Genomic DNA, 17,215 nt, shown 5'->3' on the forward strand with positions numbered 1-17,215 from the left:
CGGAAGCCGATTTCTTACTTCAATGCCCAGGTAATCGTCACGCGCGCTTCGAGCGTGCTGGTACCGGCTTCGATGGGCACCGAGGACGCGGTAGCTTTTGCGAGCCGCGGCGCATACATCACCGGGCCGTTCGACGACGTCTCTTCCGAAATCTGGATCACGTCGCCGACTTCGGCACCCGCAGCCGCGGCGAGCAGCTTGGCACGGCGCAGCGCGTTGGCGACGGCTTCCTTGCGCGCGTCGTCCTTCAGAGTATCTTCTTTCGACACCTCGAAGGCGAGGCCCTGAATCTGGTTGGCGCCTGCGCTCACGACATTGTCGAGGATCTCGCCGAGCTGATCGAGCTTGCGAACCAGAACGATCACCTGATTGCTGACGCGATAGCCGCGCACCTTCGGCGGCTGGCCCTCTTTATAGTCCATCACCGGCTCGACGTTGAACGAAGCCGTCTGGATATCTTTCGGATCGATGCCTTTGCCTTTCAGCTCGTCGATGATCTTCGTCATCGTCTCGCTGTTCTTCGTTAACGCGTCACGCGCGGTCTCGGCTTCCGTCGAAACGCCGGACGTGATGCGCGCGCGATCGGGCTCGGCCTCGGCCGTGCCTGTCGCCGAGACGGTAATTGTCCGTTCCAATGGTCTATCCTCCGCGCGCGCCATGGCGGGCGAGAACATCAGCAGCGCTGCTACGCCGCCAATTGCGAGAGCCAAAACAATATCTCGAGGACGCAAAGCGCTAAGCATGGGTGTCTCCGCCAGTTTTCCCCGCTGGCTATAGTCGCTTCGAGGACAAATGAGGGCGAAATACTGTCGTTCGGATGAATGACACGTCGCGGGCCGTTGCAAAGCGGGGCTCGCCGCCTTGCGACGCCCGGATCTCCTGCTATAGCATTTGCAGCTATTGGGGCCGGACCGGGCGGCGTCATGGCTTCCCAAGGATACCGAGACGGTCAGAATGGTCGATACGAAGCCGCGCGCAGACAGTGACAGCAGAAACCATGGAAACGATATTCGCCAATCGTTCGGTGCGGATTTCGTGGTCATTGGTTTTTTCACGCCGAATTACGAACCGGCGGCGGCTGCATTCTCGAAAAATCTTATCCAGCATCGCATCTCGCACCATCTCTACGCGCGCCCTGTTCTCGGCGACAGTTGGTATTCGCAGACGCGACAGAAGCCGACGGTCATGGCGGATGCACGCCGCGACTATCCGGACCGGCCGCTAATTTTCATGGACGTCGATTGCACCGTGCGCGGCGACATTAGCGGCATCCTGCAATCGCCCGGCGATCTTGCCATGCGGACAAAGGGCACGGCGCTTGGCACAACGCGGCGCGCCTTGAAGCCGACGACGCGCGTGCTGCTGCTTCGCCCCACGGCCGGCGCAGATGCGTTCATTGCCGCCTGGGAGGCCGGAACCCAGTACGCAGGCAAGGGAGACTCCGCGGAAGCAATCCTGATCGAGGTGATGGGCGACAGCCCCGAACGCTATGCCGTCGGCACGCTCCCGCTCAAGTATGCCGGAATTGAGTTGCATGACGCGCCGACCGACGCCGTCGTCGTGCACGACAGCATTCACGATCAGACGCGTCCGGCCTGGACATTGCGGCGGGGGGTGCAGCGCTATTTCCGGGCGGGGCGGAACACGGCCTACCGGATCGCGACGGGGCAGACGTACGATGAACGCTACGGCAAACGGGGCGCGCGGAACCGGACGAAATAGCCTTGCTAGCGCTTGCCGAGCGGCGACAGAATGCCTGACACAAAATCGTCGTTGAGGCTGTCCGCCCGGCAAACATCTGGTATGAGAAGCACCGCGTGGGCCCGTAGCTCAATGGTTAGAGCTGACGGCTCATAACCGTCTGGTTCCAGGTTCGAGTCCTGGCGGGCCCACCAAATAGACGTCCGCTGACGTTCCCTGACGTTCACCACGTCCATTGATTTTCCCAGCAAACATTGGCATTATTTGCCCGTGGACGTTCCCTGACGTTCGTGGACATCCACAAAATTTGTTGTCGTTTTTGTTGGCGTTGCGTCCCGAAATACCAACAGCTTTGGGGGAAGCCGCGATGCCACTGACTGATGCCGCGATCCGCGCTGCAAAGCCGGCCGACAAACCCTTCAAGATTAGCGATGGTGGAGGCCTGCACCTACTCGTGCAGAGCAACGGCGCAAAGCTTTGGCGGCTGGCCTACCGCTTCGCCGGCAAGCAGAAAACGTTGGCGCTGGGCGCTTACCCTACAGTCACGCTCGGAAAGGCGCGCGAAGGACGAGAAAAGGCCAAGCGGCTGCTGGCCGATGGCATTGACCCCGGCGCCCAGAAGCGGCGTGACAAGATCGCCGCCAAGGTCTCAGCGAATGCGACGTTCAAATCAATCGCACTCGAATACCTTGCAGATCGCCGACACGCTCTCACGCCCTACTATGCGGACCAACTTCTCCGCCGGCTGGACCGAGACATTTTCCCTGCGCTGGGACATCGCCCGATCGCGGAAATCGACGCGCCGGAACTACTCGACGTTTTGCGCAAGGTCGAGAAGCGCGGCGTTATCGAGCAAGCGAAGCGCTTGCGACAGACGTGCGGACAAATCTTCCGCTATGCCGTCGTTACGAGCCGAGCAAAGCACGATCCGTCTGCTGCATTGAAGGGCGCGCTGAAGCCTAAAGGCCGCCAGCAGCACCATACGACCATGCCGCGACAGGAACTCCCCGGCTTTCTTCGCGCGCTCGATTGCTATGACGGAGATCCGCGAACCGCCTTGGCCCTTCGCTTGATCGTGCACACCATGGTGCGGACGACCGAGCTCCGATTGGCGCGCTGGGAAGAGTTCGAAAATCTTGACGGCGACGAGCCGCTATGGCGCATCCCTGCGGAGCGGATGAAAGCGCGCTTCGAACATCTCGTGCCGATCTCACGTCAAGCGCTGATCGCTTTGAAAGAGCTTCGCACGTTGCCGGGCGGAGAGAGAGACGGCCCATTGTTTCCGTCGCCGTCGCGCGAGGGTTGCATGTCGAATAATACGATGCTGTTCGCCCTGTACCGCCTCGGCTTTCACGGCCGCGCGACCGTGCACGGATTTAGAGGCGTCGCCTCGACGTTGCTCAACGAAGCTGGCTTTGATCGTGATTGGATTGAGCGGCAGCTTGCCCACGACGAACGTGATGAGGTGCGCGGAGCTTACAACTCGGCCCAATACCTTACTGGCCGGCGCTCGATGTTACAGTGGTGGAGCGACTGGCTTGAGCAGATCAAAACCACCGGCCGCATTGTGATGATTGCTCGCGAGGCGGCATGAGCGATCTCAGAATCCTTCGAGATCAACTCGAAAAATTGTTGGCAATTTCCGACAATAGGGTCTCCGAGCCTTCCTGGATGGACGGCGATAAAGCAGACGAGCGTCGAGCCTTTGATGACCTTCGTTCGGGCGCCGTCGCATTTCGCGCGGCGAATGAGCACGCCCGACGTGGTCTAGAGGCGCTTGACGGTGGCGAGGCAGAGTACGCCACTGCGGCCTTGCGAGAAGGCAAGCATTTCCTGGCCGAAGCTTTTGAGCGCCAGCTTACCTCGGATGGACTAAAAAAATTAAGGACGGGCGCCGGGCGCCGAGGAAGACCAGCCACCACAAAGGACCGTAATGCCGCCGCCGCCGATGCGGTTATTGAGCAAGAAGCGAAGGGCATAAGTCGGAAGGCGGCGCGCGACGCTGCAATTAGGTCGAACCCCGACCTCGATGAAGCCTTTAGGGGCCTCACTGACGAGACAATAAAGAAATCGGTTCGAAAAGGTAGGAATCGATAAAAAATCGGGAAGGAATTACCCCTCCCCGTTTTAAGTCCCGGATATTGTCATCATCGTCCCTCTACGAACGCAACGAAGTTCGTTGGAGGACGATATGATCGAAAAGCTGGCGTATTCGCCGTCTGAGGCGCAAATCGCCGCGAGCTGCGGCAAGACCTTTCTTTACGAAGCAATCGGCAGGGGTGATTTGCCGAGTCTTAAGTGTGGCCGGAAACGGCTGATCATGCGCGACGATCTGCACGCGTGGCTGAAGACGCTGAGAGATCGCGCATGCGGTGATGCGTCAGACGGCGAGGCTGCGTGATCATGCGCACCAAAGAAAAAGGCCGTCGCAGTTGGCGCTGCGCGGCCTCGAATTTCAATCGCTCAATTCAATCTCAGTCGATGGTGGGACATTATCTGATCCCGCGTTCTTTCGCAAGTTGCGAAGCCATCCAAACCGTAAAGGTTTCCGATGGCACGCCCTGTTTCTCAACAGCTCACTGAATCGTCGCTCGCAGCGGAAATCCTTCGTCATCCCGTCGCGCTTCAGTTCGGAAGATCGACCGTCGATACGCTCGACCGCATCTCAGACCGATGCCTGCCTATGCTGTCGGCAGATGAGGCTCGCACGCTGAAGCTCTGCTCGGCGGCGGTGACGTTCGCCGAAATTGTTCCCCGAGAGGCCGAAGACCTTCGGCTTGCAAACGAGTTCGCGGCGCTCCTCGAGGTGATGCCATGAGGATGGAAGAAATGGCGCTGCGAGAGAGCGTTCTCGATGACTATTCCGATTTTGGCGAGGAATTCGAGCGGCTCATGGCGATGGAAATTGCAGATGCTGTGATCGCTCGCGGCAACGCTGCCGGCGAGATCTCACTGATAGATGCGATCGAAGCCGCATGGAATCGATCGAATGTCCAAAGTGCACCCCCTGAATACAGTCCAGACGAAATCGGACAACTTCCTGGGTATTCCAGGGCAAGCGCCATAAGATCCGCGGAAGCTCACGCGATGTCTTCAGTTGGCCGCCAACCGATCGCGGATCGAATAAACAGCCGCTTGATCGGTCCGCTTCTGCATCACATCGCTCTTTGGTCCGATAATCCATATGGTCGATGCACGATTGGTGCTCAGCGCCACGCCGAATATATGGGCTGCTCCGAGCGGCAATGCCGCTCTCTGATCATCCAAATGGTCAATGACGGCATCATCCATATTGAAGTCAGACCGGGACAGACGCCAGCACTCTGGCTTCGATATCCGCACGCAATCATCGCAGCCAGCCCGATGCAGATCTCTGAGGCGATTGCGCCGCCGCGGCGCTCGCCTGGTCGGCCGTCGTCTGTAGAAAAACCCCGGAAGTCATGTCTTCCTGAGGATAGTCCCGCATCAAACGGAAAACCCCGGAACTCATATGTTCCGGAGTATAACGCCGAAGATCAAAAAACCCCGGAAGTCAAAGACGAAAACCCCGGAAGTCAAATCGATAAACCCCGGAACTACAGTGCTTCCGACTGCAAGAACTCACTGCAAGATCTCAAAGCAAGAACTCATAGTGAAGAAAGTGCTTTTGCGAACGAAGGTTCGCACGCGCCGGAAACTCCGCTTCTTGTCATTGATGAAGGAAGGCCAACGAAACGCAAATCTCGATCTACCGGAAAGCGACCTTGGGATTGGGTTCACGAGAGCGAGAGAGAGCGTCTCGGCGAGATTTGCAAGGCCTATGCCTTAGAGCGTAGCTGGCCGACCGGACATCTCCGTGACCGTCTCGTCGCCTTCGATAACCATCAGCGCATCCATAAATCCGTTAGTGCCGATTGGGAAGCATCGCTCCTGCAATGGCTCGGGGACCCGCGGTTTCAGCCACGGTCGAGCCGTAGCGCTGGGCGCAAAGGCTTCGCTGAAATAGCTGCCGAACAATTTGGTCTTGACGGAGATCTCTGATGGCTTTCGGAAAAACCACGCTGCCTGCCATCAAACCTCAATCAGTAACGCTGATGCCCGAGAACGGTTCGGCTATCGTTCCTACTGATCGGCCGCAAGCCGCTGTCACCCGCGCCGCAGTGGAGCTTTTAACCGCGTCCCCGACGCCGGGAATGACGGAGGCAGACAAGCGCGTACTACTCGGTCTTTACATCAAAGCTGTCGCAGGTTTCGCTTTGGCCGTGGCCTTGTGGACATTGGACTGGCTTGTCTTTCACAATCCTAGGAATACTCGCAACTTCGCGAGTTTGCCGACTGTACAGGACGTCCGTGAAGCCTGCGCGCTAACCGATCGACTGTGGCGGCGCTGGGTTGTTTGGTACTGGCTCGGTGGCAAGTGGGCGGAGACGCCCACTGATGAATTTCTAAAAAAGAACAACGGCGATCTGCTAGAGCGGTATTCCGCAGCTCGACAATTCGGCGATCCTAGTGAGCCTGGCTGCATCGTCCCTCGTGATCTGCAGATCATTTACCTTCGCGAAGAGATCGAGCGCCAACTTCCCGATATCGAAGCGGCGGACGATCGAACGCGCCAAGGCTATAGTGACGCGTTACTTTTGACGCGACCCGACGACGTTCTGGATCGAATGCCAGAAGAGGCATTCCCCCCAGGTGTGCTTGAGAAAATCCACAAAATCCGAGCTGACAGAGCCGAGCGCGCTCGCAAGGCAGCCGAGCACGAAGCGTACCTCAATTCCCTTCCTGAAGAGGTGCGCGCCATTCGCTCGATGTTAGCCTACTCGAAAGACCGGGCGGACTGGACCGAAGACCAAATCATGACCGAAACGCACAAACGTCTTGCAGTCGTGATCGCAGCGAAGGCCGAAGCGGAGGCAAAGGGTGAGGCGTTTTACCGATACGATTTCGAGGACGGCGAAACGTACTTCGCACCCCGGACATACGGAAGAGCTGAGAGAGACGCCGAAGATCGCGCGCGTGCATTGAAGCGGACGCTCAACAGCAGATGACGCCATCGCCTTTTGATGAGGATCACAATGGACACCAACAACTTCCGCGACACCATCGAAACCACGACCCGTATAGCGCTCATGCGCTTCGTCGCGCACTTCGGCAGGCCACCCGATGAGGCCGAGGCCTTGATCCTAGCAGCTGCGATCAGCGATTTTTTCGGTCTTACCAACCCCACAGCTCGGAGGCACTGATGTCGAGAGTAATCATGGAGGACGGCACGATTACCGCCGAGGCGGACGACATCTTTGAAGACGTCGCCGCGGCCACCGGCCTGGCTCCGGATGTCGTCAAGGTAATGGCCAGCGAGCTTCGGAACGGGATCAATGCAGCCGGCGGCTTCGATTGCCCTGACGAAAAGGCAGACGAGATCTGGGTCTCGATACAGCGGCGGCACGGCGTTCCCGAGCGGCTGATTGAGCCACCCCATTTACGGAGGCAGTGATATGCGAAAGCCGTCACGCCTTGGCGTGTTGAAGCCGCTCATCCCGACCATGCCGCAGCGGTTGGAGCGCAGCCGTGTCGAGAAAGAGAGACAGCGGTTCAAGGATCGCGATGCGAGCAACGAGTGGCGCGCATGGTACCGCACGCAGCGATGGCGAGACCTTCGGCAGAACGTCCTGCGTCGCGACCTGTACACGTGCGCTCTGTGCGGATGCATGGCCGCCCGCAAGTATCCAGACCCGCGCAGTCCCGTCGTTGATCATCGCGAGCCGCATCGTGGTGACGAGCAGAAGTTCTGGGATGAATCAAACCTGCAGTGCGTATGCAAGGGATGCCATGACTCGGCGAAACAATCCTCCGAACGCGCGCCGCCAAGATGAGACCGGGGGGGGGCGCCTTGATTCTGCAACCGTCATTTGAGCGGACCCGCGGGTCCTCTCACTTACAGATTTTTTTCCCGCCTAAGAAAAATAAATCAAACGGCGACGTGAAATCAAACGGCCAAGCCACGAAATTTAAAAGAGATTTTCTCCTTTTGAAAAATCCAAAGACGAGCCGAAATCAAAATTCAGTACGCAGCGCACGCATCTGCGTACCAGGCGCGTACCTTCCGGAGAAAACCGATGGCAAATGACCTCGTCCCAACCGCGATCTCACTGCCCGAAGACACTCGCCGATCGCAGAGCCGCGTGCGTGTGACCCGTCATCGACGGCGGCGAGATGCGGGGGAATTTTGTGTCACGCTGCAGCTTCCGGCCGCCGAGACGGAGGACGTCCTCATTGAACTCGGCTTCCTCTCGGCAGAGCTTGCCGACGACAAGGCTGCCGTTCGGGAAGCACTCGAACAGTTCGTGCGCGGCGCAATCCTAGATGGCGCAGCCGGCATGTAACGCGTTACGCCGCCGCATTTCACATCGTGCGATGACTGCTGAAGACGGCTTTCCGAGGGGCGGAAGATGGCGGGGAAGGTGCTTTCTGACAGGGACGTTGAGCGAATTCACAATGACCTTGTGAAGCGCTGGCAGACCGCTGGGTTCACCCCAGAAACATTTCGCGAACCACAAAATCGGGGCGTTTTCATCGCGAACTTAGCGCGCGAGATAGAGGCGGCAGTCATCGAGCGCGTCGCGCCCGAATTGCTGGGAGGAAGCAACTAGAATGGATCGCGCATACTCGACACTGACAATCAAGCGCGTGAGCGACGATGAGAGGATCATCGAGGGTATCGCATCGACGCCCACGATTGACAGGCAAGGCGACGTCGTGGAGCCCCTCGGAGGCCAATTCAAGACGCCGCTGCCTTTGTTGCTCGACCACGATAGTCGAGCGGCCGTGGGACAGGTTGAGTTTGCCCGCGCCACATCCAAGGGCATCGAGTTTCGCGCGCGGATCGCGAAAATAGCGACGCCAGGTCCCGCTAAAGATCTCGTGGACGGCACTTGGGAGTTAGTAAAAGCCAAGTTGCGCGCAGCTGTATCGATCGGCTTCCGTTCGTTGGCAGATGGGGTCGAAATCATGCCCAACGGAGGAGTGCGATTTAAGCGGTGGGAGTGGCTTGAGCTGTCACTCGTGAGCGTTCCGGCAAATGCCGAGGCGTTGATTTTCTCCGCCAAATCGATGGCGGACGCCACACGCGAGATTTCTAAGTACGACAGGCTGGGCTTGCGAGGAACCGTCGATGTAATGCGATCAGCAGGCAAAAACGGGCGCATCGTCAAGCTGGACGAGCCATCATCGAGCGAGAAATCGCCACGGCTTACCGAGCGAGAAAAGCTGGAAATCGCTATGGTGAAAGAACAATTGGCCTCCCAACGACGGCGAGCAGCGACTGGCATCACGAGGTGCGTTGTGAAACTCACCGCCGAAGATCTTCGCCGTGCGAGACGAGGCCGATGATATTGGTTCGCCCGTCGCAGCCATCGCGACGTGGCATTACCCGCCGGGCGGGTTTGAGCGAATGGCCCGCCCGGCGGGGTTAGACATGAAACACGAAGGGGCATAGGAGGCGGTTTTCGATGAGCTTCGACGGCAAAGCACTGGGCGAAGAAATCGTGAAAGCTGTGCGCTCACATGTTGAGAAGAAGCTCGGTCCTGTCCTAGAGAGGCTTGATCGTGCCGACCAGCGTTTCGATCGCCTCGACAATCGCATTGACGCCATCGCCTTGCGCGGTGTGACAAATGTCGTTGACGAAACCGCCATCGTCTCTCGCGCAATCAATGCCGTGAGGCCGTACATCGATGAGCGCGTTCAGGAAGCCGTTGCGGCGATCCCTGCGATCACAGTTGACGACGTTCGTCCGATGATCGAGTCCGAAGTCGCCGCTGCCGTCACAAAGCTAAAAGTGGAAAAATCTGCCAGCCGCCGCGTTGCATCGATAACGATCAATCGGAGCGGCGTCTTGATCGCCGAAACAGATGACGGCGAATATCGAAATCTCGGCCCCGTTGCTGAGCCTCAGTCACAAGCTCATTGGTTCGATGATGCGATCACGCTTGGCGTTCGTGCGCTGCCGGCGCCGTCAATAGGACAGGGTGTCTGATGCCGCCGGCCATTAGGATATTCCTACAAAATCGCCTGCTGAGGGTGATCTGCGCCGGATCCGCCGTTGTGATCTTCGCGGCAACACTTACGCATTGAGGGGAAAATTATGGGACGTATTTTCACCTACGCCGTTTCTCTGTTAGTCGCGATGACGACGGCGGCTTGCGCCGATCCAATTTCGGCCGCGATCGTCGGTCTGGCAGGGCTCGGCGGTCTCGGGGCCGTCACCACCGTGGCCACCGCAGTCGTCGATATCGGTCTTGCTGTAGGCATCAGCTACCGCAGTTCAGTCTTGCGAGGCCATTCGTGACAGCGATTATCGTCCATGTAGGGCAAGATGAGGTCCACGTCCTCAGCGATACAGCGGTGACCGCGAACGACGGCACAGTGTCGAATTTCACCGCGAAAGTCTGCCCTATACCGCACGCGAACCTTGTCATTGCAGTTCGTGGCCACACGCTGGCGCTGGGGATTGCCGTTGCCAACCTGCAGAGAGCAGGCACGGCGTTCGATGAAATCAGAGCAAACGCGGAAAGCGCGCTGCGACCAGTTTTCACCGATCCGCATCCCACCTTGACGAGCACGCTGGCCGCTATGGGCGCCACGCCCGACTGTGAGATCTACGTCGCTGGCATCTCCGAGACGCGAGGACCGTGCGCATATGTCATGCGCGTCACCCAATCGGCCACCGGGTTAGATTGGTCGATCGAAGATATCGACGAAGAAGACGCGATGTTTGGACCGTTCACGCCCGAGATCGCGGACGAGTTCGAGAAGCGTTGTGAAGAAACGGGCGGCGGCAGGTTGTCCAATCTTGAATGGGTGATGGACCGCGCTCGCGGCATCAAATCTCCAGTATTTGGGCGCGGCGAGCCAGTCGCCCAAGTCGGGGGGCATGTCGTGATGACGAAGATCACTACGGACCGCATTGAGCTCCGTGTCGTAAAAGCGTGGCCTGACAAGCTCGGCGCGAAGATCGAGGTTTAACGGTGGCATTCCGTTAGATAAGGCCGTCACTAGCGATCGCTGCTCTGCAAAATCAGCATTTGACAAAATGTCAAACTTGCCCCTTAATCCCCCCTTAGGGGGGACACAGGGTTTTGGAAAAAGATATGGCAGAACAGAAATTTGATGCCGAGCGGTTGATTTGCCGAAAAATAGCGAAGGATCCTGCTTGTCGGTGGGTATTCACGCTCCATGCCCTGGATGAAATGTCACGGGATATGGAACCTCCTTGTACCCAAGCCGATATTAAACACATGTTGACAAATTGTCAAATAACGTGGGTCGAATTCAAAAAGGATCAGTTATGGAGAGCGGTGGGAAAGGATTTGGACGGTCGGGTGATAACGGCTGTCGTTGCGGTATTTGCGAATGAGCCAAGGATCAAAATCATCACCGTGTTCTAAGGGAGCCAGCTTTATTCGCAGGGTTGGAGGAAGCCATGCGTAAAAGAGACAAAAGCAAGAATGGTCAGGAGAAAAAAGTGGAACTGTCGATCAATCGGGGGCCAATCAGGCTCGACGAGTTTGACGCGACGGCAATTGTTGGTCTGCGAGTTATCGTCCACGACGCAGTTATCCAACGCGTTGAAGAAGATGGGGAAGCAAGCGTGGAGGTGCCGAAGATCCCCAATCTGATGGCCACGACCGCTGTTATTCGCTGCCTCAAAGAGGTTAAGCTGCGCGGATGGGAGATCCGCGCGATGCGCAAAATCATGGGTATGAATCTCGAAGACCTAGCCAAGAAACTGGGCGAGAGAACTGCCGTAGAAACGTTGTCGCGTTGGGAAAGCGAAAAGCAGCCGATTGGCGGTTATGCGGAAAAGGTTCTGCGCCTACTAATATGCGAAGAACTACGGAAAGCTGCGCCTGGGGTTAGCTACGATGCTGGCATGATAGCTAATCTGACGGTCATCGATCCCTGGATATTAGACCCAGATTACGAGGTTCCGTATATACAATTGGGCATGATTAAGGTGAAGGCATGCTCAGGCGGCCTCATTGAGGCCTATGATACTCAGCAGGAAGCTGCCTAGTTATGTGACCCAGCGAAATCTGGAAAGTTTCGCCGTTTCTCTGTCGTTCTCACCATTCACGGCGGACCAATGCCAGTTGGCGGTTCGCCGTGTCAGGCTCGCAAGGATCGACGCTGAAACGAGGCTCAGAGATCAGCTTCAAAAAAAGAGGATCTAGCCATCCCGCCCGTTCATTGATCGAGCGTGTGCTAGCGACAGCTTTTAATCTCCATCGCCACCCTATATGCACGTCGCCACGAGCGGCAATATTGCCGCTCGTGAAGCAATCGATATTGAGGGCATAGCAGATGTTAACGCGCGCCGAACGATTGATGCTGTGGAATCAGTATGAAATTTTAAAAACACTCAGCACCAACAAGTACGATCAGAAAAGCTACGAAGAAAAGCAAGAGATCGTCGCAAAGGGCTATGAGCAATTTTACGGTGACTTGCACGTTGGAATTGATGACGACACTGTGAGCCGTGCCGAAACATCGGAAGTCATCCAGATTCTGGACATGTTCCGTGCCATTCAGTCGGCCTGCGAAAAGCACAAATACACGCCGAAGAGTCCGTATACAAAATTCGACGGCTTCGACGGGAATAACGACCACCCGCAGTTTGGAATCGCGCAATTCCTAAGGAAAGTTCAAGGCAAGTGGGCTGAGCAAAAAGATCGACCCGCGAATTCCCACAGTCCTATGAGTCTTCCGCGATACAGGGCGATGCTTGAAAGATGGAAAGCGCTCGGCGACGGCAGGTATGAACTTACGCCCGATGACGTAGAGGCTATCTCAGGTTAACAGCCGGCCATTTTCTGGGGATAGGCCGTGGTCACCCTTTGCGAGGGGCAGGGTGGCTGACAAATTGCGACAATGCGATTCCTTTTCGCCTTCAATCGAGGCTTTGTCGTCACAATGAGCGTGTGGGCGAAAGTCGGGGGCTTTATAGCCGCCGTCACGGTCACCGCCGCTGCGCAGCTTTGGGAGTATCCCTACCCACGTTCGCTATTGTTCGGTATCGGGGTTCAATGCGGCCTGATCGCGTTATCTCTGGAACTATGGGCGAGCAGTGCTAGAGCCACACTATCGGCGAAAGAGGAAAACGCAGTATTGCCTCTCGAAATCATAGTGGCTGCTCCTTTGCTGCTCTACCTTGCCTATTTGGCTTACCTTTTTCCTAGTTCCCTCATTCCAAAAGGGCAGGCGTTGATGGCCTGCGCCAGCTACGAAGCGTCTGAGATCTGCAACGCGAAGAAAACGACGTTATCGGATGATAAGGTGACGGAGTAGGGCCCGGGCCATGCAAGATCAGATGCGCCAAGGTTGGCAGCGGTGACGTTTCAGAAAGCCTTAGCCAATTTCTATTACACGGGCTCTTATGTCGACCTACCTCTTGCCCTTAGTGGCGGCCTTGGTCGCCGGAGTTGTTGCGTATTTTCTCGCCCAGATCGTCTGGAGCGTGATCGCTTCAGTGTGGACCAAGCTGGGGCCGATCTACTTTTTTGCGTTCGTCGGAATCGGTGTTTGGACCATCCATAAGTGTAATCAAAATTATCGCGAGTACCAGGCAACAGCTTATCATGATTGCCTGTGGAAATACGAAACGGACTCTTATGTCAGGTTCAACACGTCGCGGATGCGATCCGGCTTCGACTGGAGAGATAGCCTTTCCGAAGCCGCCAGTGGTCCATGTGCGCATCTGAAGCCCTAGTGCTTCGTTCACCGAGCTTGTTTGCAGCGGAAGGGGATTGCCGGGAAGCGTAGCGACTTGCGGAGTGTTCTATAGAAGTTGCACATTTCGACAGGCGCGGTCGGGCAAGTCGAACCTCTCCCTTTTTTCAGGCTCACCGAGAACCCTTTAAAGCCAAAGGTAATCGGGATTGGACAGCGCCTTATTGATCCACCAGTTCAGCATAGAATTTGAACCCTCGTAGATGCAGCCTACGGGACCGCTGTACCAATCCCCCAAATTTCCTCCATTTAGCCAGTGGCCCGGCGGCAGTTTGTGCCCGATCTCCTTACCCATAAGATCTCGACATTCGAAGTATGAATCGAAGCGCGAATACCATCGTTCATAGCGATGCTTTTCTTTGCTGAACGCATAGCCAACCCAGGGCGCGTAGTTAGATGGTTCCGCATTAGAAACGGTGAGAGGGTTCCCTTTAGGAAAGACGATTTGATAGGCCAATAGGAACACAATTACCGCAAGCAGCAGTTGTACCTTTTTCATCTGCACCTCGCATGGAGCTCGGCCGACTCACAAAATCTTGCCGGGATAATAGTGACCAAGCGACCGGAGAGAAGCCTGGCTTCCGCAAGCGCCGAGATTTCCACTGCTTGTTCTCAATGGATTTAAAGCGGTAAGTATTCTGCGCCCAACATTTGACATAAGTAAGATAGCATACTAACCATGTCGCGCTAAACATGGAGCGACATCATGGGGCCAAAGCCCGGATACAAAGCACCGTCACGAGATGGAAAGGTCTCAATGTTGATCCATCTCGATGAGGAAGTCCGCAGAGCGTTTAAGTTGGCGACGATCGAACGTGGCGAGACCATGCAAGATGCTGTCGTCGGTTTTATCACACAGTATGCGACGCCGGTTTTGAAGCGGATGAAGCGGAAAGACCGGCTCTGAACCTAGACAACCGTTCAAGGAGAGAGAGCATGCAGGAGGAATGGCCCGGCAAGATCAGCGAAAAGATAGCAGTCTAGATCTAAAGACGACCGACGAACGCAAAACGTGCTTGGGAAGCGAAAACCGATTAGTATACAAAATACTTTATTGCGTCTTGTATATTAAGTAAGGAACGCTTCAATGGATTTCGATATAGATGGCATAACTGATCGCATCAGAACTTCTGAACCGGCAATTGAGCACGAAGATCGCATAATAATTTACAGGGCGGTTTGTGACACTGTCACGGCAACAACTGAAGTAATTTATGAATTACCTGAGATTGAAGTGACTCCTCGATTGGAGACCACTCGGTTCGCGCCCGACCCTCGTCAAGGCGGTAACTCGAAAAAGGTTCGCAATATCAGAGTCAATTGGGAAAGCGTCAAAGACAAATCGGCGAGGTGGGTTCCATCAATTGCTGGGGCAGTTGCTAAGCCTTGGCTGGCTCCGTTCGTGGTCTTATGCATATGGCGAGATGTGCAAGGTTTAATGGAGGTTAAACTTTCGCCGCATCACGCCGCCGCAATTGAAGCGATGTGGCTCGCATGCGATTCTGACATGCGGATAAGCCGAAACACAGCATTTACCGAAATAAACTCGCTGCTCAAAAAATATAGCATCCCGATCTTTGATGAACCGGAGTTTGAAAGCTGCCTCCAAGTCCTTTCTAAACTTAAAAGTATCGAGTTCGATGAAGGAAGCATTCGCATTGTAGAGTGGGTCTGTCGCAGACGTCCTCTGAGGCAACGACGCGCCACGTGAATGCCGTGCCGCACATTCTTCATCCAGGGATCGTCCGCCCGTCCGGTCGCGAAGTGATGCTCGAAGCGATCGAGGCCATCCATTATACGTCGGTGGCGCATCCTGATTGGCTCTATGCGTTACACCAGCCGGAGCCGCGAAATGACTGATTACGAGTGCGCGAGGAGAGGCCGTGGGGCGGCTCGCCGGGCGCGATCCAACTCTCTGGTGAGAAACAAATCGTGATTAAAGCCCATTTCGAAAGAGAGCGGGTGCGCCTCCACGCATGCTAGAGTTATCGCTTCGCTGAAACTGGAGGAAGACATGTCAGGTAGCAAGCCCGCCCAACCTCCCACAAGTACGGACACGAGGACGAACACAGACACCAATACTGAGCCGAATAAAGACAAAATCACCAGTCAGGGCAGCAAAGACAAAAATCTGAACGACGCCAGCGACGGCAAGGCGAAATAGATTGCGCGCTTTAGCGATCGCCGAGACGAGGACATTGACACCTCCGCGCTAGGGCTTTTAATGCCGCCGAAAGCGGAACTGAGCCATGCGCGCACGGCGAATTGTGCAGACCGGTGCATTTGACCCTGATGACGTAGAACGTCTTCAGGAGGCATTGGAAGCCGCATGGCTGCAGGTGGAAGCTTCCATACCCGATAGGGAACGGGATGCCTCTCGGGAACACCTTGCAACGGTTGTTGTCTCCGCCGGAAACGTATCCGATCTTGACGCCGAAGAGCTTGCGACCGTCGCCGTTCGAACGTTTTTATCCATTCGCGCAAGCACGCAGTCACCGCCCTGACTTTTGGGAAACGCCCAACATTCGACATAGACATGATGTCATGTAGTAATTGCTGGTCACGACTGACGTGCTAAACAAGGCCATCTCCAATGCGAATTGAGAAACAGGATATGGCTAAGGATCTGCCGCCGTCGCGCCAGGATAAAGTGCAACTGACAATATGGATCGACCCGGAACTTCGCTCGGCAATGAAGGTCACTGCGGCGGAAAACGGCGTAACGATGCAGGATGCGATTGAAGCATTCTGCATGGAGTACGCCGCGGCGGCATTGAAGCGGATGAGGCGAAAATCGGATTGATCCTCAACCCGAAAGAGAGACGACATGGACTATGAATGGCCCGAGTTTCGTCGCTGGTACGAACTGACAATGGAAGAGCAGCGGATTTACGCCGAGGAAGACGAGAGCAGCCACGATCGGCTGCTTGATGCGCTCGACGAAGAGCGCGGACCGCTTGAGCAAGCGATGCTCAGTCGCGAGCCACAAAACTTACAGCATCTTGGGATGCTCGCTGTCATCGATCTCTGCTATGCCGAAAAACGCGACGATGCAGGCATTCCCCTGGAGCACCATCTTGCGTTCGGCATCACGAAGCGTGACGCGCATGTTGTTGAAGGCGTTCTAAAGCTAGCGCTGGCGCAGAGCTTGTTGCCGGGTGTCGTTATTCATGGGGGTTCGGCGTGATGGCAAAGGCAAAATCTGGCTCTCGTGCACTCAGTGCGAAACCGGACAAGCGCGTTTCGGCTGTTAAAGAACTACCAAAAGAGCCTGCCAAATCGAGGATGGAGGCGCTGGCTTTGGAATACGATTTGCTGTGTGCAGCGACAGAAGCGATACGCAAGGATGGAGAAAAGCCAAGTCCGCATTTCATCAACGTCGTTGATCGCCGTTTGCCCGCAATCGAGGAACTGTTATCGACGAGCGAGCCTACAAACATGAACGATCTTTTCATCTTTGCCGTCATGATGAGAAGCAAGCTCGCTATTCTTCGGGATAGCGTCAGAACTCTGATTGATCACGAGCCGTACGGCAATTGCGCGCGCGTGTTGACGATCGAAGACTATCAGGAAGTCACGCCGGATATCCGGTCCAACGTTGAGGCTTTGCAAGCGATGATCTCCACGATGCTCGGTGGATTTGAGCGCGTGTCAGGAACGACCCCGAAGAATCTTGGGATTGGGCGGATCGCCCAAAGCCCGGACGGCAGCGAAAGAGTTTGAACAAAAAAGCCCCGGAACCTTTCGGCG

General features: G+C 56.1%; 28 protein-coding genes and 1 tRNA gene. 26 read left to right on the top strand and 3 right to left on the bottom strand.

Going from position 1 to position 17,215, the window contains the following annotated elements:
- Positions 1–14 precede the first annotated feature (14 nt).
- Complete coding sequence (locus RLW41_RS21210) at positions 15–743, bottom strand: SIMPL domain-containing protein (RefSeq protein ID WP_414462765.1); 729 nt, start codon at positions 741–743, stop codon at positions 15–17.
- Between the two features lie 211 nt (positions 744–954).
- On the opposite strand from RLW41_RS21210, the gene RLW41_RS21215 reads away from it, so the two are divergent.
- The 10 genes from RLW41_RS21215 (at position 955) to RLW41_RS21260 (ending at position 7,174) form a co-directional block, all read left to right on the top strand.
- Entirely contained in the window at positions 955–1,722 is a 768-nt protein-coding gene (locus RLW41_RS21215) for a hypothetical protein (protein WP_414462766.1), read from the top strand.
- Between the two features lie 97 nt (positions 1,723–1,819).
- A tRNA-Ile gene (locus tag RLW41_RS21220) sits at positions 1,820–1,895 on the top strand.
- A 173-nt stretch (positions 1,896–2,068) separates the two neighbouring features.
- Entirely contained in the window at positions 2,069–3,295 is a 1,227-nt protein-coding gene (locus RLW41_RS21225) for a tyrosine-type recombinase/integrase (protein WP_414462767.1), read from the top strand.
- The gene (locus tag RLW41_RS21230; RefSeq protein WP_414462768.1) at positions 3,292–3,798 is read left to right on the top strand and encodes a hypothetical protein; all 507 of its coding nucleotides are present in this window, start codon (positions 3,292–3,294) and stop codon (positions 3,796–3,798) included. Before RLW41_RS21225 ends, RLW41_RS21230 begins: the two co-directional genes overlap by 4 nt.
- A gap of 94 nt (positions 3,799–3,892) precedes the next feature.
- Positions 3,893–4,102 carry an excisionase family DNA-binding protein gene (locus tag RLW41_RS21235; RefSeq protein WP_414462769.1) on the top strand — a complete coding sequence of 70 codons (210 nt, stop codon included), beginning with the start codon at positions 3,893–3,895 and terminating at the stop codon, positions 4,100–4,102.
- A 150-nt stretch (positions 4,103–4,252) separates the two neighbouring features.
- Positions 4,253–4,519: a hypothetical protein gene (locus RLW41_RS21240; RefSeq protein ID WP_414462770.1), complete on the top strand. Its 267-nt coding sequence runs from the start codon at positions 4,253–4,255 to the stop codon at positions 4,517–4,519.
- Entirely contained in the window at positions 4,516–5,721 is a 1,206-nt protein-coding gene (locus RLW41_RS21245) for a hypothetical protein (RefSeq protein ID WP_414462771.1), read from the top strand. The genes RLW41_RS21240 and RLW41_RS21245 overlap by 4 nt, the downstream gene beginning before the upstream one ends.
- Entirely contained in the window at positions 5,721–6,728 is a 1,008-nt protein-coding gene (locus tag RLW41_RS21250) for a hypothetical protein (RefSeq protein WP_414462772.1), read from the top strand. Before RLW41_RS21245 ends, RLW41_RS21250 begins: the two co-directional genes overlap by 1 nt.
- Positions 6,729–6,755: 27 nt before the next feature.
- Positions 6,756–6,923: a hypothetical protein gene (locus RLW41_RS21255; RefSeq protein ID WP_414462773.1), complete on the top strand. Its 168-nt coding sequence runs from the start codon at positions 6,756–6,758 to the stop codon at positions 6,921–6,923.
- Positions 6,923–7,174, top strand: a complete 252-nt coding sequence (locus tag RLW41_RS21260; protein ID WP_414462774.1) for a hypothetical protein — start codon at positions 6,923–6,925, stop codon at positions 7,172–7,174. The genes RLW41_RS21255 and RLW41_RS21260 overlap by 1 nt, the downstream gene beginning before the upstream one ends.
- 13 nt (positions 7,175–7,187) lie before the next feature.
- Here the strand turns inward: RLW41_RS21260 and RLW41_RS21265 are convergent, their stop codons facing one another.
- Entirely contained in the window at positions 7,188–7,436 is a 249-nt protein-coding gene (locus RLW41_RS21265; protein ID WP_414462775.1) for a hypothetical protein, read from the bottom strand.
- Between the two features lie 360 nt (positions 7,437–7,796).
- Between RLW41_RS21265 and RLW41_RS21270 the strand changes: the two genes are divergently transcribed.
- From RLW41_RS21270 to RLW41_RS21320, 11 genes are all read left to right on the top strand, one after another.
- Entirely contained in the window at positions 7,797–8,063 is a 267-nt protein-coding gene (locus tag RLW41_RS21270; RefSeq protein ID WP_414462776.1) for a hypothetical protein, read from the top strand.
- Positions 8,064–8,129: 66 nt separating this feature from the next.
- Positions 8,130–8,330, top strand: coding sequence for a hypothetical protein (locus RLW41_RS21275; protein WP_414462777.1), 201 nt, complete (start codon positions 8,130–8,132; stop codon positions 8,328–8,330).
- Position 8,331: 1 nt separating this feature from the next.
- Positions 8,332–9,069, top strand: coding sequence for an HK97 family phage prohead protease (locus RLW41_RS21280; protein WP_414462778.1), 738 nt, complete (start codon positions 8,332–8,334; stop codon positions 9,067–9,069).
- A gap of 119 nt (positions 9,070–9,188) precedes the next feature.
- Positions 9,189–9,713, top strand: coding sequence for a hypothetical protein (locus RLW41_RS21285; RefSeq protein ID WP_414462779.1), 525 nt, complete (start codon positions 9,189–9,191; stop codon positions 9,711–9,713).
- Positions 9,714–9,821: 108 nt separating this feature from the next.
- Entirely contained in the window at positions 9,822–10,025 is a 204-nt protein-coding gene (locus RLW41_RS21290; protein WP_414462780.1) for a hypothetical protein, read from the top strand.
- Positions 10,022–10,702, top strand: coding sequence for a hypothetical protein (locus RLW41_RS21295; RefSeq protein WP_414462781.1), 681 nt, complete (start codon positions 10,022–10,024; stop codon positions 10,700–10,702). Before RLW41_RS21290 ends, RLW41_RS21295 begins: the two co-directional genes overlap by 4 nt.
- A 125-nt stretch (positions 10,703–10,827) precedes the next feature.
- A complete protein-coding gene (locus RLW41_RS21300) occupies positions 10,828–11,124 on the top strand; it encodes a DUF4258 domain-containing protein (RefSeq protein ID WP_414462782.1) in 297 nt (98 codons plus the stop codon).
- A 35-nt stretch (positions 11,125–11,159) separates the two neighbouring features.
- Positions 11,160–11,753 carry a helix-turn-helix domain-containing protein gene (locus RLW41_RS21305; RefSeq protein ID WP_414462783.1) on the top strand — a complete coding sequence of 198 codons (594 nt, stop codon included), beginning with the start codon at positions 11,160–11,162 and terminating at the stop codon, positions 11,751–11,753.
- Positions 11,754–12,040: 287 nt separating this feature from the next.
- Complete coding sequence (locus RLW41_RS21310) at positions 12,041–12,535, top strand: YfbU family protein (protein ID WP_414462784.1); 495 nt, start codon at positions 12,041–12,043, stop codon at positions 12,533–12,535.
- A 72-nt stretch (positions 12,536–12,607) separates the two neighbouring features.
- The gene (locus RLW41_RS21315; protein ID WP_414462785.1) at positions 12,608–13,024 is read left to right on the top strand and encodes a hypothetical protein; all 417 of its coding nucleotides are present in this window, start codon (positions 12,608–12,610) and stop codon (positions 13,022–13,024) included.
- An 88-nt stretch (positions 13,025–13,112) separates the two neighbouring features.
- Positions 13,113–13,445: a hypothetical protein gene (locus RLW41_RS21320; RefSeq protein WP_414462786.1), complete on the top strand. Its 333-nt coding sequence runs from the start codon at positions 13,113–13,115 to the stop codon at positions 13,443–13,445.
- A 147-nt stretch (positions 13,446–13,592) separates the two neighbouring features.
- Here the strand turns inward: RLW41_RS21320 and RLW41_RS21325 are convergent, their stop codons facing one another.
- Positions 13,593–13,964: a hypothetical protein gene (locus tag RLW41_RS21325; RefSeq protein ID WP_414462787.1), complete on the bottom strand. Its 372-nt coding sequence runs from the start codon at positions 13,962–13,964 to the stop codon at positions 13,593–13,595.
- 258 nt (positions 13,965–14,222) lie between these two features.
- Between RLW41_RS21325 and RLW41_RS21330 the strand changes: the two genes are divergently transcribed.
- From RLW41_RS21330 to RLW41_RS21350, 5 genes are all read left to right on the top strand, one after another.
- Positions 14,223–14,372 carry a hypothetical protein gene (locus RLW41_RS21330; RefSeq protein ID WP_414462788.1) on the top strand — a complete coding sequence of 50 codons (150 nt, stop codon included), beginning with the start codon at positions 14,223–14,225 and terminating at the stop codon, positions 14,370–14,372.
- 180 nt (positions 14,373–14,552) lie between these two features.
- Positions 14,553–15,176, top strand: a complete 624-nt coding sequence (locus tag RLW41_RS21335) for a hypothetical protein (RefSeq protein WP_414462789.1) — start codon at positions 14,553–14,555, stop codon at positions 15,174–15,176.
- Between the two features lie 903 nt (positions 15,177–16,079).
- Positions 16,080–16,268 (top strand): hypothetical protein, encoded by a 189-nt coding sequence (locus tag RLW41_RS21340; protein ID WP_414462790.1) that lies wholly within the window; start codon positions 16,080–16,082, stop codon positions 16,266–16,268.
- A 24-nt stretch (positions 16,269–16,292) separates the two neighbouring features.
- Positions 16,293–16,652 carry a hypothetical protein gene (locus tag RLW41_RS21345; protein WP_414462791.1) on the top strand — a complete coding sequence of 120 codons (360 nt, stop codon included), beginning with the start codon at positions 16,293–16,295 and terminating at the stop codon, positions 16,650–16,652.
- Positions 16,652–17,188 carry a hypothetical protein gene (locus RLW41_RS21350; RefSeq protein ID WP_414462792.1) on the top strand — a complete coding sequence of 179 codons (537 nt, stop codon included), beginning with the start codon at positions 16,652–16,654 and terminating at the stop codon, positions 17,186–17,188. Before RLW41_RS21345 ends, RLW41_RS21350 begins: the two co-directional genes overlap by 1 nt.
- The last annotated feature ends 27 nt before the right edge of the window (positions 17,189–17,215 follow it).

Source organism: Hyphomicrobium sp. DY-1 (assembly GCF_047497105.1).
Taxonomy (GTDB): Bacteria; Pseudomonadota; Alphaproteobacteria; order Rhizobiales; family Hyphomicrobiaceae; genus Hyphomicrobium_B.

Excerpts from the sequence above, each read along its gene's own strand:
- RLW41_RS21350 (WP_414462792.1), top strand. The coding sequence starts at position 16,652 with ATGGCAAAGGCAAAATCTGGCTCTCGTGCACTCAGTGCGAAACCGGAC.
- RLW41_RS21255 (WP_414462773.1), top strand. The coding sequence starts at position 6,756 with ATGGACACCAACAACTTCCGCGACACCATCGAAACCACGACCCGTATA.
- RLW41_RS21285 (WP_414462779.1), top strand. The coding sequence starts at position 9,189 with ATGAGCTTCGACGGCAAAGCACTGGGCGAAGAAATCGTGAAAGCTGTG.
- RLW41_RS21235 (WP_414462769.1), top strand. The coding sequence starts at position 3,893 with ATGATCGAAAAGCTGGCGTATTCGCCGTCTGAGGCGCAAATCGCCGCG.
- RLW41_RS21215 (WP_414462766.1), top strand. The coding sequence starts at position 955 with ATGGTCGATACGAAGCCGCGCGCAGACAGTGACAGCAGAAACCATGGA.
- RLW41_RS21250 (WP_414462772.1), top strand. The coding sequence starts at position 5,721 with ATGGCTTTCGGAAAAACCACGCTGCCTGCCATCAAACCTCAATCAGTA.
- RLW41_RS21340 (WP_414462790.1), top strand. The coding sequence starts at position 16,080 with ATGGCTAAGGATCTGCCGCCGTCGCGCCAGGATAAAGTGCAACTGACA.
- RLW41_RS21225 (WP_414462767.1), top strand. The coding sequence starts at position 2,069 with ATGCCACTGACTGATGCCGCGATCCGCGCTGCAAAGCCGGCCGACAAA.
- RLW41_RS21305 (WP_414462783.1), top strand. The coding sequence starts at position 11,160 with ATGCGTAAAAGAGACAAAAGCAAGAATGGTCAGGAGAAAAAAGTGGAA.
- RLW41_RS21270 (WP_414462776.1), top strand. The coding sequence starts at position 7,797 with ATGGCAAATGACCTCGTCCCAACCGCGATCTCACTGCCCGAAGACACT.
- RLW41_RS21330 (WP_414462788.1), top strand. The coding sequence starts at position 14,223 with ATGTTGATCCATCTCGATGAGGAAGTCCGCAGAGCGTTTAAGTTGGCG.
- RLW41_RS21240 (WP_414462770.1), top strand. The coding sequence starts at position 4,253 with ATGGCACGCCCTGTTTCTCAACAGCTCACTGAATCGTCGCTCGCAGCG.
- RLW41_RS21335 (WP_414462789.1), top strand. The coding sequence starts at position 14,553 with ATGGATTTCGATATAGATGGCATAACTGATCGCATCAGAACTTCTGAA.
- RLW41_RS21210 (WP_414462765.1), bottom strand. The coding sequence starts at position 743 with ATGCTTAGCGCTTTGCGTCCTCGAGATATTGTTTTGGCTCTCGCAATT.
- RLW41_RS21275 (WP_414462777.1), top strand. The coding sequence starts at position 8,130 with ATGGCGGGGAAGGTGCTTTCTGACAGGGACGTTGAGCGAATTCACAAT.
- RLW41_RS21260 (WP_414462774.1), top strand. The coding sequence starts at position 6,923 with ATGTCGAGAGTAATCATGGAGGACGGCACGATTACCGCCGAGGCGGAC.
- RLW41_RS21310 (WP_414462784.1), top strand. The coding sequence starts at position 12,041 with ATGTTAACGCGCGCCGAACGATTGATGCTGTGGAATCAGTATGAAATT.
- RLW41_RS21290 (WP_414462780.1), top strand. The coding sequence starts at position 9,822 with ATGGGACGTATTTTCACCTACGCCGTTTCTCTGTTAGTCGCGATGACG.
- RLW41_RS21230 (WP_414462768.1), top strand. The coding sequence starts at position 3,292 with ATGAGCGATCTCAGAATCCTTCGAGATCAACTCGAAAAATTGTTGGCA.
- RLW41_RS21245 (WP_414462771.1), top strand. The coding sequence starts at position 4,516 with ATGAGGATGGAAGAAATGGCGCTGCGAGAGAGCGTTCTCGATGACTAT.
- RLW41_RS21345 (WP_414462791.1), top strand. The coding sequence starts at position 16,293 with ATGGACTATGAATGGCCCGAGTTTCGTCGCTGGTACGAACTGACAATG.
- RLW41_RS21300 (WP_414462782.1), top strand. The coding sequence starts at position 10,828 with ATGGCAGAACAGAAATTTGATGCCGAGCGGTTGATTTGCCGAAAAATA.
- RLW41_RS21320 (WP_414462786.1), top strand. The coding sequence starts at position 13,113 with ATGTCGACCTACCTCTTGCCCTTAGTGGCGGCCTTGGTCGCCGGAGTT.
- RLW41_RS21280 (WP_414462778.1), top strand. The coding sequence starts at position 8,332 with ATGGATCGCGCATACTCGACACTGACAATCAAGCGCGTGAGCGACGAT.
- RLW41_RS21265 (WP_414462775.1), bottom strand. The coding sequence starts at position 7,436 with ATGATCAACGACGGGACTGCGCGGGTCTGGATACTTGCGGGCGGCCAT.
- RLW41_RS21325 (WP_414462787.1), bottom strand. The coding sequence starts at position 13,964 with ATGAAAAAGGTACAACTGCTGCTTGCGGTAATTGTGTTCCTATTGGCC.
- RLW41_RS21315 (WP_414462785.1), top strand. The coding sequence starts at position 12,608 with ATGCGATTCCTTTTCGCCTTCAATCGAGGCTTTGTCGTCACAATGAGC.